The sequence below is a fragment of the Paracoccus wurundjeri genome (assembly GCF_030678915.1).
In the GTDB taxonomy this organism is placed as follows: domain Bacteria; phylum Pseudomonadota; class Alphaproteobacteria; order Rhodobacterales; family Rhodobacteraceae; genus Paracoccus; species Paracoccus onubensis_A.
In genome coordinates this window covers 1-15,118 of sequence record NZ_JAUUTZ010000036.1, presented here as the reverse complement: position 1 = coordinate 15,118, position 15,118 = coordinate 1, and the positions used below count along the sequence as shown (strand labels likewise).

Genomic DNA, 15,118 nt, shown 5'->3' with positions numbered 1-15,118 from the left:
GCAAATTCGGGGGAATTGGCTGAAGCAAGGGAGCGCCGTGCTGACGCGATCGGGGCGGGCGATTGCGGGTTTCAGGGTTGGCGCGTCATCGACCGGGTGTCATATTATTCCACACCAATGCCTGATTGTTCTTCACGTGACGCGCGGCCAGTTGGCGACCCATTTGACCTGAAACAATGGGGCGTGCCGGGATCGGCTGGTAATTCGCATCAAGAAGTTCAGGAAACAAGGAGAAGATTTCGTCACGCGCAGCTTCTCCCACAGACATCAGTGCTTGGGCACCCGTGTAAAGAGATTCCGTTTCCGCACCGTTCGAAAATACAACTTCATGCCGGTCAAATAGCATATGAAAATATTCCACCGCCTCTACATCTACCGCAACATCGATACCATCCAACTGCAAGAGCTGCTTGGCCGCAACAAGGACCTCAGGGGCATCGAACATGCGCTGTGCGATTTTTGATCTTACCAAAACCCGATGTTGGGGTGAAACCAGCAGGTCTTGAAAGGGTACGCTTTCACTCAATGCCCCCGCCTTGATACAGATGGGCCGCAAATTCGGAGCGAAAGCCAATTGCCGTTCGCATAGCTTGGTAGAGCCGATCCAGCGGATCGACTGATAACCGTCATCCTTCGTGAAAACCATATTCCCGGGCTGCAGCGCCTCGATCGTGACAAGCCCGCAATCTGTCTCGATAAGCGTCCCACGCGTGAAGCAGGTAATGACATCCACCTGAACGAAGCCGACATCTGTGGTTCCCGCACCGTCGTCAACCGTGTATGTGATTACTTCCTGCCTTGCCTCCGAGGAGGCATCAAAGGAAAGCGTGCCGTCGGCGTTCAGCGTGACAACCGTACCGGAAATCAATGTAACGCTGTCTCCCGGCGCGACGTCCTGACTATTGATCTGAGTTACCGTCAAGGATGGGGTCAGGCTGCTGACGTCATTCGCAAGGACATCAACAACCTCGCGCCCCCCGATAGCCATTGTCCCGGTGTCACTTTGGGCGATCACATCCGTCTGAACACTATCCGCCGCGATAAGAAGGTTGGAATCATGGCCAATGTCACGGGCATCTGCGATCCCGATCCATATTTCGTTCTCCACCCCCGGATTAACCGGTGCCTTGACAGAGAGAGTGACGGTGAAGCCGTCCATTTCAGTGTTGAACTGGCTCGCGGCATTGTCGACATATAGGTTATCATTGGAACCGCCCGGGGCGATATTCTGCATCGAAACGTCACCATCTCCAATCGGCAGTTCCGCGCGGACACCGTTCACATAGATGCCGACGGCATCGTTGTAACCGCCGTGATATTCATCCGATGAGAAGGTAAGCTGCATGGTAAGTGTCGATCCGGTGGGAACAAACGTGGCCTGCAAGATGGAGCCATCGAATGTTCCCTCACTGACATTGGCGATCTGATCGAGCCTGGGATCACCATCGACCCCGTTCATGTCATTGCCGTAGTCATCCGTCAGATTTGCTTCGCCTGAACCGGTTTCATGCGTGAAAGAGTTTACATATCCTGTCGACAAGATGATCCCGCTATCTGCGGGCAAAACTCCCGGTGACGTGACATCTCCATTTGTGTAAATTCCCTTCGATTCCGGATCTCCGCTATAGGTTGCCGAGATGACGCTCACGCCCTGGCCAAAAATCGTCTCTGCGAGCTGGGTGCCGTCTACCGAAGAATCTACGGGCAGCTTGACTGCTTGAACCATCTAGCCGTTCCTTGCTTTTCCGTGACAAAATATGCCGGTTCTCTCGACAGCTTTCCGAGTTTCTGACCGGAATATTCCCGCCTGCTATTATCCAGCCAACTGATGACGCTCCTGCTGAGCACCTGTCAGAACTACACGGCCGCATTGGATCAAATCTCAATCACGGTAGCGTGACTGAGCTCGCCCGTCCATCTTTCAATTCTGCTGAATTCTTGCGATTTCTTATATTTGGGGCCGCTCTTGCTTTGGAAATCACCTCGGCACTGTGGCAGGATGCGAGGTGGAGGCTCGTTGAGCACAATTCGAGCGGCTTCGATAGGGGCCACCTACCTGCAGCACATCGGTGTGGAGAGGATCAAGGCCAGGATGGGCCACACCCATTTGCTGACACGAGGGTTCGTGAACGTCCGAACGGAAATAGCGCTGCATGTCCTTGCCTACAATATCAAGCGCATGGTCACCCTGATCGGAATCCCGGGGGATAATGGCAGCCATCCCGGGCTGAGCCGCCAAGGCATGGTATGTCCGGGCATTCAGGCCGAAAAATGCCCGCCCTCAGGCTTGGAACTCGTAAGCTACTGCTACCGAAGGAAGTTTTTACACAGCCCTGCCGGAAAGCCGCCTGACGGCGGTGCGGCAGGGCAGATGGCGCAAAGCTAAGATTAACAATCATTCATGCAACTTGCAGCGATCGGGGCGGGCCTCTGCAAACTTCTTGGCAGCAATAATCGTGCCAAGCGGTTGGACCGGTGCCGCGCTTAAGCGCGACAGGTGGGGCTGGGCTCCATCCGTTTGGCGATTGGCTCATGAGACGCGCCGAAGGGACAAATCAACACTTGACCCCGACGTTACGTCATAGTGCATTCCAATTTGGAACTAAGGCTCACGATCGTTTCTGACGGCCTGTGACTGATACGAAGGATCTTGCAATGTCCGGTTCCAATTCCATTCCCGTAGAAACACTGTTTTCCGCGCCGCATTTCTGCCGCGCGCAGATTTCTCCCGACGGGTCCCGCATCGCGTATCTATCGATTTGGTCTGAACGCCTGAACATCTTCATACGCGAAATCGATGGGCCGGATGCAAAGTATCGCCGTCTTACAGCCGACGCGTGCCGCAATATCGAAGCCTTCTGCTGGACACCGGACTCGACGGCAATTCTCTATATGCAAGACACCAACGGCGACGAAAACTGGCACCTTTACCGTATAGCCACTGCCGATGACCAGCCGCGACCTGCCAACCTGACGCCCTTCCCGGGCGTGCGGGTCATAGAGTTCGCGTTTTCGCCCGCCGACCGGAACATCATCTTTCTGCAGATGAATGCCCGTAATCCCGCATTTATCGACCTGCATCGTCTCAATATCGAGACGGGCGATCTCGAAACCCTCGCAGAGAATCCCGGTCGTTTCGTGCGCTGGCTCGCCATACCCGACGGGCCGCCCCACGCCATCGTCGTCAATTCCAGGAACGACTTCGAGCTCACCCGCTACGAAAACGGACAGTTCGTTCCTATTGCAAGCTTCAACGGCAACGACAATCCATTCGGCCCCTTGCCTTGTGTACCTACGCCTGATGGGAAGGGTTTGTGGCTTGGTTCGAACTGCGGAACGGATCGGACACGGCTCGCACGAATCGATCTCGCCAGTGGCGACGAGAGCGAAGTCGATAGTCACCCTGTCTTCGATCTCGATACACCGCGACCGGAAGCCGATCCGCGCTTTCCTCCAAGTCTAATCCTCAACCCGGTAACCGGCGACCTCTTGGGCGCGCGTTACCTTGGTGAGCGACAGGTTATTCACGTTTTGGACTCGAAGTTTGCTGACGTACTTACAAGGCTCGGCTCCTTGTCCGATGCCGAACCGGGATATATCTCTTGTGATGCAGCAGGAGAGCGATGGGCCATCGAATTCACCAACGATCGGGAAGCAGGGACGACGTGGTTCTATGACCACGCGACGGGGAAATCCGAAATCGTCGGTCGCCGACAACCGGGGCTCGACACCACATTGCTGGCTCCGGTTCAGCCTATCACGGTCACCTCACGCGACGGGCTCCGGCTCCCCTGTCATCTGACACTGCCCCAAGACAAGCAGCATCGCAATCTGCCGACCGTCCTGCTGGTTCATGGCGGGCCATGGTATCGGGACAGCGTTTGCTACGACCCCGAGGTGCAGTTCCTCGCCAACCGTGGCTATGCGGTTCTGCAAGTGAATTTTCGGGGATCAACTGGCTATGGCAAGGCATTCATGCAGGCGGCGAAAGGCGAGTTCGCAGGCCGCATGCATGAAGATCTTATCGATGCGCTCGACTGGGCTATTACTGAGGGTATTACCGATCCTGATCGCGTGGCGATCTATGGTTGTTCCTATGGTGGTTATGCCGCTCTGCTGGGGGCGAGTTTTACGCCAGATCGCTTCGCCGCCGCCATCAGCTATTCCGGCATGTCCGACCTGCGCGTGCTGGTTGAAGGCGCCGTGCCCTTCATTCGCGAAGCCCTTGTGAACACCTATATCGCCTACATGGGAGATCCCGATATCGCGGCGGACAACGCCGACATGCTGGCACGCTCGCCGATAAGCCGCCTCGACCAGATCCGCTGCCCCATACTCGTCATCCATGGTGCACAGGACGTGCGCGTTGGGCTGAGCCAGGCCGAAGCGGTCGTGGATACGCTGCGTTCACGCGGCAATGATGTAGAGTTTCTGCTGAACGAGAAAGAGGGACATTGGTTCATCAATCAGGACAGTAACCACGAACTCTACCACGCGATCGAAGCGTTTTTGGCGCGCCATATCGGTGGCCGCTCGGCACCGGCCTCACCGGCAGCGGACGACCGGTACAGGCCCTGAACCAGGCAGGAGGCTCATGCGCAGCAAAGATATCGCGAAACGTGCGAGGGTAACGGTTCGAACGCTCCGGCATTACCATCAGATCGGCCTTCTACCAGAGCCGAGCCGGGATGCAAACGGCTATCGGCATTACACTGTCCACCACCTTGTCCGGCTCCTGCGCATCAGACGGCTCACTACCCTGGGGCTCTCGCTTCGCCAGCTCGCGCCTCTGCTCGAAGACTCTCATGCCGTAAGGTTGGACGTTCTCGATCAGTTGGCTACATCGCTTACCGATCAGATTGAACGTCTGCAGAAGCAGAGAAAGATCATTGCGGCGCTCCGTTCGGGAAAAGGTCCGCTTGATGTATCGCCCGAGTTGACCGTCGCGCTCGCTCCGCTGGAAGTCGGGCGATCCGGGGAGGTGAACAATAGCGGGCGCGACCAGTCGACCCTGATCGATCATATGGTCAACGATAAGGGGCGGGCGGCTCTTGCGGAACTCTACGACCGCCTCGCCGCTCCCGATCTGGCCAAGATCGTGCTGGCCCTTGGCCAACGCTTCGATCGTCTCGGACTCGAAACCGACGAAACCGAAATTGCCGAACTCGTCGATGCCTACGTTCTGCATCTCGGCAATTGGATGAAGGAGTTCAACGCCGTGCTCCGCCAATTTGCAGAAAAGGAAACAAGCCTCACGCTCTGGGCACATGCTGCGGAAGCAACCACACCGCAACAACGCCGGGTGCTGACGGAAATCGGGCTAAGGTTAGTGTCGACCGATGGCCGAAACGGGTCCTGCGGAAAATGATCGGCAGCTCTCCGCTTTCGTTTTCCAGAACCAGCCAGTCAGCAGATACCGCTCACCAGCAGAGCGAACGGCGGGAAGGTCCTGCGCACTGTGAAACCGCCGCCCGTACATTTTCGCACTTGCAGCGCATGGCAGCAATGACAAGCCGCACGGCTGCACCTAGTGGAATCACTGGAAGATGGCTATGAACCGGGCGTTTAACCCGAACCTTGGTTGTCCACGTCATTGGTTTGTCGGCGGGCGTGAACGGCTGTCCGACTGCCGGTCACCTCCTCAAGAGCTCCCCGATAGTGGACGAGCAGCGCTCCGGTTACAGGCGCGAGGATCTTGACGTCGAAGCGGAACTGGCCATCGCAGACATGCTCCTGCGCGATTGAGCCGGGCAACAGCCAGCGCGGCAACGGGAGTGGGCCAAGCCATCCCGACATCACCGGATAGTGCAGGGCCTCCCCCTGCACATTCAAGCCGAGCAAAAAGGTGAAGAGGCCGAAGCTCTCGGTCATGCCCCGCGCCGAGGCCGAAAGGCGCGACTGGAAAACACGCGTTCCGAACCGCCGCTGCCAGGTTTCACCCTTCGGCGTGACGATCTTCGTCACCTCCACCGGCACGCCCTCGCCGGCCGGCGGAAAGCCGAAGAGACGGCCCAGAAAGCGGCTCCAGAGGCCACCGCCACGCTGGACGGAAGCATGTCCCTGCCAATGGCTGACATCCGTCGTCTGATGGGTCGCGCGGATCGGGCCCGGAAGGCTGTCAAACGCGGAGCCAAGCACTCGTGGGAAGAGGGGGGAAACCGGTTCACAAGCGCGCTCGGTCCGCAAGTTCAGGTCGGACATCGCGGCCTCGGCTTCCTCCAGCGTGATAGCCTCCAATGCCGGACGGGCACCCACCGGCAAGGTGTCGCGCCGCAACAAGGCGCGGGTGGCGATGGCGGGAATGAAGGGGCCGTCGCCGTCCTCCACAAGCAAGCGCCACCAGCGACGCTCCTGCCCGGTGATCACCATGACCGACATGCCGCCGCACCCGCTACCGAAGGGGGCAAGAAGATCGGCCGCCAGCTTGAAGGCCAGCACCACCGGGCGGTTGACCGGGATCGGCAGACGGCGGCGCAAGGCAGCAAAACCGGCCAGCCCGTAACGCATCACCGCCAGTTCCAGACCTGCGCGAAACGCCACGGTATTTGCCCCGAAATGCGTCGGGAAAAGCGCCAGATCCGGCACCTCGATCTGCCAGCCTTGCCGAACCAGCCCGCCCGGCAGATGGTATCGGCGCGGCTCCGACCAGCCAGTCACGCGGATCCATTTACCCCCGCGCCAGACCGACATCGGCCGCCCGACCTGTGACAGGATCGAGGTCATCACAGAAAGGCCACGCGGGCTGCGGTTGCCGGGCAGGATCGCCGTCTCGATCACCTGCGGCGTCTCGGGCCCGACCAGGGCACGCACCGCCGCGCTGGACAGCGCCGGAACCGAGGACAGTCCTGACAGGACACATGACCCGGCGGCCCGCGCCTCGGCATCCAGTGAGGCGATCCCCGCGCAGAACTTTGCGTTATCGGACAGGTCGAGGTAATGCAGGCCCTCGGCAATCGCAGCCCGGGCAAGGGCATAGGGATCTTCGCCATAAGCATGGAATGGGCCGGCGGCATCAACCACCACCTGATGCCCAGCCAGCAGTCGGAGGTCCTTTTGCCGGTCCATCCGCAACGCCGCACAGCCCAGTTGATCCGCCAGAGCCTGAGCCCTGGCGAGGTCGCGCCCGGCCACAGTGACGATATGCCCGTCGCGAACCAGTAACCGGGCGAGGCGTTCGCCAAAGACACCATAGCCCCCAAGGATCAGGACCTTCACCGCAGCAGCCTGCGCTGGAAGGCCGGGTCAGGCAGGTCGCACATATCGGCACGGCCGAACAGCGCATAGCGGTTGCGCGCGAGACGTCGGTAAAGCCAGTTGCGCACCGGCCTGGGGAAAATCCGCGACACGCCAGCCAACCGGGTCCATCCGCCCAAGTGGCGGCTGGCCTGGAGCACGGCGTCGCAATCGACATGCGCCACCCCGCCGTCGATGAACAACCAGCTTGAGGGATCTTCCCGCTCCAGCCCGTAATGACGCAGCAGCGCAGCGCCCAGCGGACTCTGGATCGGGCAGATGCGCACCCTTCCCGTGCGGTCAAGCCGGTGGATCATCCGCGCGCCCCAACTGCACAGGGCGCATTCGGCATCCATCACAGCGACGGGCTGGAGATCGTCGAAATCCGGCACTGCCGGGTCCTTGCGGAAAGAAAAAGGTTCAGCCATGATACCGGATCATCCGGCAAACGCCGGCGCGGCGCAATCCGAATGTGCCGGGTATCGCATGGCCCTTTCCTGGATATCTGGTTACATCACTCACGCTGTATGCATGATTTTTCAGGTCTTGATGCCCGCTTCAAAAATGCGGCTTTGCAGAACGACGGCACGACCAGACAAATTGCCGCGATGCCGCAGGAAGCTTCGAGCCCTGAGCCGTCACTGGAGCTTCTTGAAATAGCGAGCAACTGGCCAACGTTGAAATCCATAAGCTTCATACGCAGCGCGCGCCGGAGCATGTCCCGAGTCGCCTACGGTCTCGACCATGACCATTGACATCCCCGCATCCCTGATTTGCGCCTCGGCAAACTGTGTCAGACACCTGCCAAGGCCTTGACCTTGCCGATCCGGCGCGACCCCGATGATGTGAATAGCGCCCATCCGGTCCTCTGGGTGTAACTGCAACCCTACGAAACCGATCAGTTGCTGACTGTCCATGAGAAGCCAGACACTGACTTCTTTCCGATCCAGAAGAGCGCCTACATCTTCGGCCTGTCGTGCTTGCCAGCCGTTCGGATAGAATGCGTCATAGACAAAACCGGGCACTTCGTGACGAGTCCTTGCAAAGACGGGCGACCAGGCTGCCAGAGTAAGATCAAGCACTGCGCTGCGGTGGCCGGACGTATAGGGGATGATCTTAAAATCAGTCATGATGGGGAAAGTATCATGACCAACCCACTGCTGTCAGCTTGGTCAGCATCAATTCTGTCCGGGTTGAAAGCTGACCACATGGCGGGTGAATGACCGATCCGAGCCTACAGCAGTCATTCAAACTCTAATCTGCGAGGATCCAAACCGATTGTCGCATTTGGCGACAGCTGGCCTATGTCAACATCCGGTAATAGGAAAACCAATAGATCACGACCTCCCTGATGTTTGCGGCGCTTCACCAGGGTCGGGCCAGAGAATATCACACACCCTTGATCCACCACCTCGCACATGCCTCGATAGCCTTTTAAGTTCAAGATAATCGATGAACAGCTTCGGGCATTCGTCAGGCCAAATCAGATGCCCATGCTGCACGCCCTCGCGATCTGGAACGAAATAAGTGTCTCTGATGGAAAGTCGCATAGAGTGTACTACGTCCTCATTGGATTCCATATACGTGCAGATGATGGTGACTGCAGTAAACCTCTGCACCGTCCCGCAGCGGTGCCATGATGCTGAGGACTTCGCTGCGATGCCAGTCGAGCGGCAGCTTTGGGGAGCGCTGCCCCGCAGCACTTGTAAGCATCGAGTGACCGCAAAGAACCGTGAATGACGAGAACCGTCCATGATCGTCATCAGATTGGGCGCTGCATTGCCGCATGATTGCCTCGAGGCAAACCCAGTCGCCTACAACTCGGCCAATAGGTGAGCATATTTACTGCCAGCGACGGGGATGCGGCTCAATGCCCATTTGGTTTCTGATCTGCATTGGCCCCCACCATGCCCTGTAAAAGCGCACGGCCGGCATAGATGCCGCCAGTCGTTTCCAGCGCCAGCCGTTCCCGATCGTTTTCGCGAACAGAGCGCAGAGTATCGAGCGCTTCCTCGGGGCTGTCGCCCAGTCGCACCAGCGCCTCGCGCCCAAGGTCAAGCGCGCTTTCGAACGTCTCACGCACCGGATAATCCGCCCCCGCCTTCAGCAGTTCGACCATGTGTTGCCGGGAAAAGGCACGGGCCAGAACCGGGGTCAGCGGACATTCATGCTTGATGATTTCGACCATACGCGTGACCGCGTCGCGGTCATTAGGTGCAGCAATAATCAGGTCGGCATGATGGATACCTGCGGCGTGCAGAATGTCCAGTCGTGTGCCGTCACCGTACCAGACCTTGAAGCCGAAATTCTGTGCCTCACGGATCATGTCCGGATCGGTGTCAATGATCGACAGGTTATAGCCCCGTGCCAGCAGGGGCTGGCTGATGATCTGCCCCATCCGGCCAAAGCCGATCAGCAACACGTTGCCCGACAGATCCCGGGCAGCATCGACGCCTTCCATTGATGGGTCTCCCGGTTTCCTGAGGCGGTTCTGAACGATCAGCATCAGAGGGGTTAGCACCATGGAAATTATGATGATTGCGGTCAGGTTGGCATTCCATTCGCTGGTCAGAATGCCGGATTGCGTGGCCGCCGCGTAAAGGACAAACGCAAACTCGCCGCCCTGTGCCATAAGAACCATCCGCTCGGTCGCTTCGCTGTGCGACGCTCTGGTAAGGCGGGCGACGACATAGATCACCAGCATTTTCAGCAGCATGAAGGCCGGGACAGAGATCGCTATAATGACCCAGTTATGCGCGATGATTTCCAGGTCCAGTGCCATGCCGACGCCAAGGAAAAAGAGGCCCAGCAGCAATCCTCGGAACGGTTCTATGTCGGCTTCCAGCTGGTGACGGAATGAGGATTCCGAAAGCAACACGCCGGCCAGAAATGCACCCATAGCCATCGAAAGGCCGCCTGCCTGCATCAGGACTGCAGCGCCCAGCACCACCAGCAACGCAGCGGCGGTCATCACCTCGCGCGCGCCAAAGCGGGCCAGCAGCCGGAACATCGGGTCCAGAAAATAGCGCCCGGCAAGGACCAGAACTCCTATCGCGCCCAGACCAATGACCACGCTTTGTAGCCGGTCGGTCAGTGTCGCCTCGGCCCCGCCGGGGGCGAGAAACGCCACCAGAGCCAGCAGCGGCACGATAGCCAGATCCTCAAACAACAGGATTGCGATCATCCGCCGGCCTTTGGGTTGCGCCATCTCTCCACGTTCCTGAAGCATCTGCATCACGATAGCGGTTGATGTCAGCACAAAACCGGTGCCCGCGACAAAGCTGGCCGCCACCGGATAGCCAAGCGCGATGCCAACCCAGATCAGGGTAAAGATGGCAAGACAGACCTGCAGCGCTCCAAGGCCGAATATCTCGCCACGCATCGACCACAGACGCGATGGCTGCATTTCAAGCCCGATGATAAACAGGAACAGCACCACGCCAAGTTCGGCAACATGAATGATCGACTGCGCGTCGTTGAAAAAACCAAAACCATAGGGACCGATAGCCAGACCGGCGGCCAAATACCCCAGAACCGAGCCCAAACCGATCCGTCGAAAAAACGGCACTGTTATCACGGCGGCGGCCAACAGGATTACAACGGGAACCAGGTCAAAGCCGTGATGTGCGACCTCGGCCGCGTGGGTAGGGTCTGCCATAGATAAGCCTTTTATAATTGCCAAGCGACAAACGCGATGGCGACAGTGAAAACGGCAAAGACGATGATCAGGGCCGGCAGCTCCGTCGCCAGCCTATAGCTGGCACTCGTTTTACCCACCCGCATGTAGGGCAAAGCAACCAACGCCATATGCATCCAGCGCTCACATTTGCTGTCGGAAAGCCCGGAGTCAAGGCAGCATATGATGGGAAGATTTTGATCGAGGATCAGGATGCTATATAAATGATGACGGTGCAGCGAACGGCTGTTTGGTCCCGCATCGGCACCTGATATGACTTGATTTCCCTGCTCTGCACACGAATGTCCGGTTCAGTGAAGCCATACCGCAACATCGCGCGGGGTGATCGACAGCCGCAAAGGGCCGACCCTGTCTTTCCGGCGGGCGGGAGGCCCGCATCGTCCACGCCTGTCCCCTATTGCCACGGTAGGTTGCTTAAAGCCCATTGGGCCGGTTAGGACCGATCTAAACTGGCGGTCGAATATACGATTCTGGAACACATTCTCATGCCGCGAGACGTGGTCTCGATACTCCGTCCTATGGCGGCAAAGGCGATGGCTGTCACTGTGGGCCGAGAATCTTTCTGCGCGAGATGTTCATCGCTGGCCTACTGTCACTGTCTCTGCCGATGGTTAGCCTTTACATCTCTCGCGACGGTCCGCGGCATAGTTCCGACACCGACGCTGAAGGCATTGTGGGAGAACGCCCTTAAGGGTGGAAGCCAGGATTTCCTGCGCCTGCCCCCCATTGAGCAGGACAATTTCCTGGACCGGATAGGCCTGTCGTCGGACGGCATGGCCTTGATCGTGTGCGCGCGGCAACTGCACATCATACCAGTCGAGCGCATCGCAGCGCTCAAACTTCAAAAGATCAGGCCTGCCAAGGGCGGGAGCGGGGCCGCACTGTCCCTCGCCTACCATCATCCTTGGCCCTCTCCCGACACAGAGCGCGAGATCGGCCTTTCCGGCTCCTTCGGCCAGATGGACGCGCTGGACGACCTCGCATCCCATCTGAATAACGCCTTGAACTGTCTGCTTCGTATCCCCGAACCACAATATGATTGTTAAGAAATACCGGCAGATAGCGACACAAATGGACAACAGGTGCCCTCACATCGCATCCGTTCACGACTCCCCGATAAAGGAAACAGGGCAGAAAGTGTGATCCGATCTCGTCCTTCACCTCCTGTCCGGAGAATCCGCCGAGTAACGAACGCCGGTTATCCAAGGGCTCGTCCAATTCGACGCACAGGCCAAGATCATTGAAGTCCGGGGCACCGTCAGGGAAGATTATCTCTTCCGCGCGGGAAATATCGAATCCGAAGGTTTTTGTGGTCGGGACATCATCCCGATCAAACCGCGGCGAATAGTGGAGCCGAGAAAAGACTTTGAAAGCGATCGCATATCCGTCGCCGCGCCGAGAAGCTGCCCAAAGGTCAGCTCGCCTCCGCTTTTGCCATCGGCATCAAATCGAGGGGCTGGTATCCAAGGCTTTTCGAGGCCGGTCACGTCGATACATGCTGGATGCGCCACCCGTGACCGGCAAGGCGGTCCTCTATGTGACCGACGCGCATATGGCCGCGTTCCATCGGCGCTTTCTGATTCTAAGGCTGATGCGGAAAGAGTTCGGCTTGCAGCATCAGACGTGCATCACCCGACTGAGGACTGCAGGAGTGACGCCATTCGCTCCTGACGGACAGGACTTTGGCCCGATTTACGAGCGCAAGGATGCAGAACCAGTGCTGATCTCAGCCCAACTTGAAGGCAGGGCAGGCCCTGAATCGTGCGCTCGGTTGGTAGAGACTGACACAGGCCGCGAATCAGCCTGCGGGCTTAAAAACCAACTTTTGTCGAAAAGTCGGTCTTTCGAAGTCGAACGACAATAATAATGGTTCAAATGGCAGGGGCAGAGGGACTCGAACCCACGACCCTCGGTTTTGGAGACCGATGCTCTACCAACTGAGCTATACCCCTGTGGCCGTGGGTCCGTTTACGGCAGCAGCAATGCCGGTGCAAGGGGGCATTCCACGCTTTATGTTATTCTGCGGCATCGGCGGCCAGGAAGCCCCCGGACTGCCGCGCCCACAGGCGCGCATACAGGCCATCCCGCGCCAACAGCTCACCATGGGTGCCCTGCTCGACGATCCGGCCGCCATCCATGACGATCAGTCGATCCATCGCAGCAATGGTCGATAGCCGGTGCGCAATCGCAATCACCGTCTTGCCCTCCATCAATGCCTCCAGCCGGGATTGAATCGCCGCTTCGACCTCGCTGTCCAGCGCGCTGGTCGCCTCGTCCAGCACCAGAATGGGCGCGTCCTTCAACGCCACTCGCGCAATCGCGATCCGCTGACGCTGGCCGCCGGACAGCTTGACGCCCCGCTCGCCCACATGGGCATCCAGCCCGCGCCGCCCGTAACTATCGGACAGACCCGGAACGAAACCCTGCGCTTCCGCGGTGCGCAATGCCTCTCTGATCTCGTCTTCACCCGCATCCGGTCGCCCATAGGCGATATTCTCGCGCACCGAGCGGTGCAGCAGCGAATTGTCCTGCGTCACCACGCCGATGGCCGCGCGCAGACTGTCCTGCGTAACCTGCGAGATATCCTGCCCGTCAATGGTGATCCGGCCCTCTTCGATATCGTGGAAACGCAGCAGCAGATTCACCAGCGTCGACTTCCCCGCGCCCGAGCGCCCGACCAGCCCGACCCGCTCACCCGGAGCGATATGCAAGGTCAGATCGTTCAGCACGGCAAGCGGCCGCGCCGAGGTCATGCCCATGTAACGGAAGGTGACCTGATCGAAGCGCACCTCGCCCGGCCCGGTGACCAGCGGACGGGCACCCGGCACATCGACGACCTGTCTCGGCATGGAAAGCGTGGTAATCCCGTCGCGTACCGTGCCGATATTCTCGAACAGCGCGGCGAATTCCCACATGATCCAATGCGCCATATTGTTCAGCCGCAGCGCCAGCGGCACCGCAATCGCAACCGCACCCACGGCAATCTGCCCGACGCTCCACAGCCAAAGGCCAAGTGTCGTGACCACGGCCACGAGCATCACGTTCAGGGCGTTCAGCGTGATATCCTGAATGCTGGACAGGCGCATCTGCCGATGAACCGTTTGCAGAAAGGCATCCATGCCCTCCTGCATCCACTCTTCCTCCCGCGTCGAATGCGAGAACAGTTTGACCGTGGCGATATTGGTATAGCTGTCCACCACCCGTCCGGTCATGGCCGAACGGGCATCCGCCTGCGCCTTCGCCACCTGCCCCAGCCGTGGCACAATAAGCCAAAGCAATGTGCCGTAACCTATGGCCCATGCCAGGAAAGGCAGTGCCAACCGCCAGTCCTGACTCGCCGCAAGCACCATGGCGCCCAGGAAATAGATCAGCACATAGCTGCCCACATCCATGATTTTCATCGCAACTTCGCGCACGGCAAGCGCGGTCTGCATCAGTCTCTGCGCGATCCGGCCGGAGAATTCGTCCTGAAAGTAACCGATCGACTGCCGCAGAAGATAACGATGCGCCTGCCAGCGAATCCGCTGCGGGAAATTTCCCATCACCGACTGATTAAGGATCAACGCACCCAGCAAATTGATGGCCGGCATCAGGATCAGCAGCACGACAGCCATCATCGCCAGACGCGCGCCATGCTGCTGCCAGAACATCTCGCGCGGGGTATCGGAAAGGCGATTGACCAACTCGCCCAACCAGTTGAACAGCAGCACTTCGATCACGGCAATTGCACTGGAGATAAGCGCAAGCGAAATCATCCACGGCAAGGCGCCGCGGCTGTAATGCAGCACGAATCGCCACAGCGACCGCGGCGGCATTTCCGGCGTGTCGGTGGGATAAGGATCGATGCGACGCTCGAACCACGCGAACATGGTGTCACCCGGGATTGCAAAATGAATGGATCAGGAACGCCAGTGCTGACCAAATTTTACCATTTAGTCAAGTCGGGAAGCACCGGGATACCGCGAGCATGCCAGAACCGCCGACAGTTCTGATGCAAGGACAGCTTCAGCTTGGCCCGTTCGACGAAAAAGGCCGCCCCCGAAGGAGCGGCCCAATTCAACCCATCAGCGACCTGGCGTTACTGGATAATTTTCGAGACGACGCCAGCGCCGACGGTGCGCCCGCCTTCGCGGATCGCGAAGCGCAGTTTCTCTTCCATCGCGATCGGCGCGATCAGCTCGACCTCGA

11 protein-coding genes and 1 tRNA gene are annotated in these 15,118 nt (G+C 58.8%); 4 read left to right on the top strand and 8 right to left on the bottom strand.

What is annotated here, in order from left to right:
* Positions 1 to 85 precede the first annotated feature (85 nt).
* Positions 86 to 1,726, bottom strand: coding sequence for a Hint domain-containing protein (locus Q0601_RS22440; protein WP_305292205.1), 1,641 nt, complete (start codon positions 1,724 to 1,726; stop codon positions 86 to 88).
* 291 nt (positions 1,727 to 2,017) lie between these two features.
* Here Q0601_RS22440 and Q0601_RS24800 point away from each other — a divergent pair, with 291 nt between their 5' ends.
* The 3 genes from Q0601_RS24800 (at position 2,018) to Q0601_RS22425 (ending at position 5,368) form a co-directional block, all read left to right on the top strand.
* A complete protein-coding gene (locus tag Q0601_RS24800) occupies positions 2,018 to 2,386 on the top strand; it encodes a hypothetical protein (protein WP_370656171.1) in 369 nt (122 codons plus the stop codon).
* 269 nt (positions 2,387 to 2,655) lie between these two features.
* Entirely contained in the window at positions 2,656 to 4,578 is a 1,923-nt protein-coding gene (locus Q0601_RS22430; protein ID WP_305292204.1) for a S9 family peptidase, read from the top strand.
* A 16-nt stretch (positions 4,579 to 4,594) separates the two neighbouring features.
* The gene (locus tag Q0601_RS22425) at positions 4,595 to 5,368 is read left to right on the top strand and encodes a MerR family transcriptional regulator (RefSeq protein WP_305292203.1); all 774 of its coding nucleotides are present in this window, start codon (positions 4,595 to 4,597) and stop codon (positions 5,366 to 5,368) included.
* A gap of 197 nt (positions 5,369 to 5,565) precedes the next feature.
* Here the strand turns inward: Q0601_RS22425 and Q0601_RS22420 are convergent, their stop codons facing one another.
* From Q0601_RS22420 to Q0601_RS22405, 4 genes are all read right to left on the bottom strand, one after another.
* Positions 5,566 to 7,215, bottom strand: coding sequence for an SDR family oxidoreductase (locus Q0601_RS22420; RefSeq protein ID WP_305292202.1), 1,650 nt, complete (start codon positions 7,213 to 7,215; stop codon positions 5,566 to 5,568).
* The gene (locus tag Q0601_RS22415; RefSeq protein ID WP_305292201.1) at positions 7,212 to 7,661 is read right to left on the bottom strand and encodes a thiol-disulfide oxidoreductase DCC family protein; all 450 of its coding nucleotides are present in this window, start codon (positions 7,659 to 7,661) and stop codon (positions 7,212 to 7,214) included. The genes Q0601_RS22420 and Q0601_RS22415 overlap by 4 nt, the downstream gene beginning before the upstream one ends.
* A gap of 210 nt (positions 7,662 to 7,871) precedes the next feature.
* Positions 7,872 to 8,363: a GNAT family N-acetyltransferase gene (locus Q0601_RS22410; protein ID WP_305292200.1), complete on the bottom strand. Its 492-nt coding sequence runs from the start codon at positions 8,361 to 8,363 to the stop codon at positions 7,872 to 7,874.
* Between the two features lie 737 nt (positions 8,364 to 9,100).
* Positions 9,101 to 10,891 (bottom strand): monovalent cation:proton antiporter-2 (CPA2) family protein, encoded by a 1,791-nt coding sequence (locus Q0601_RS22405; RefSeq protein ID WP_305292199.1) that lies wholly within the window; start codon positions 10,889 to 10,891, stop codon positions 9,101 to 9,103.
* 710 nt (positions 10,892 to 11,601) lie between these two features.
* Here Q0601_RS22405 and Q0601_RS22400 point away from each other — a divergent pair.
* Positions 11,602 to 11,976 (top strand): hypothetical protein, encoded by a 375-nt coding sequence (locus tag Q0601_RS22400; protein WP_305292198.1) that lies wholly within the window; start codon positions 11,602 to 11,604, stop codon positions 11,974 to 11,976.
* A gap of 830 nt (positions 11,977 to 12,806) precedes the next feature.
* Here Q0601_RS22400 and Q0601_RS22395 read toward each other — a convergent pair.
* The 3 genes from Q0601_RS22395 to Q0601_RS22385 all read right to left on the bottom strand — a co-directional run.
* Positions 12,807 to 12,882 (bottom strand) — tRNA-Trp (locus Q0601_RS22395).
* A 63-nt stretch (positions 12,883 to 12,945) separates the two neighbouring features.
* Complete coding sequence (locus Q0601_RS22390) at positions 12,946 to 14,799, bottom strand: ABC transporter ATP-binding protein (RefSeq protein WP_305292197.1); 1,854 nt, start codon at positions 14,797 to 14,799, stop codon at positions 12,946 to 12,948.
* A 209-nt stretch (positions 14,800 to 15,008) separates the two neighbouring features.
* Positions 15,009 to 15,118 (bottom strand): EF-Tu C-terminal domain-related protein (locus Q0601_RS22385; protein ID WP_305292229.1); only part of this gene is annotated, 110 nt, incomplete at its 5' end.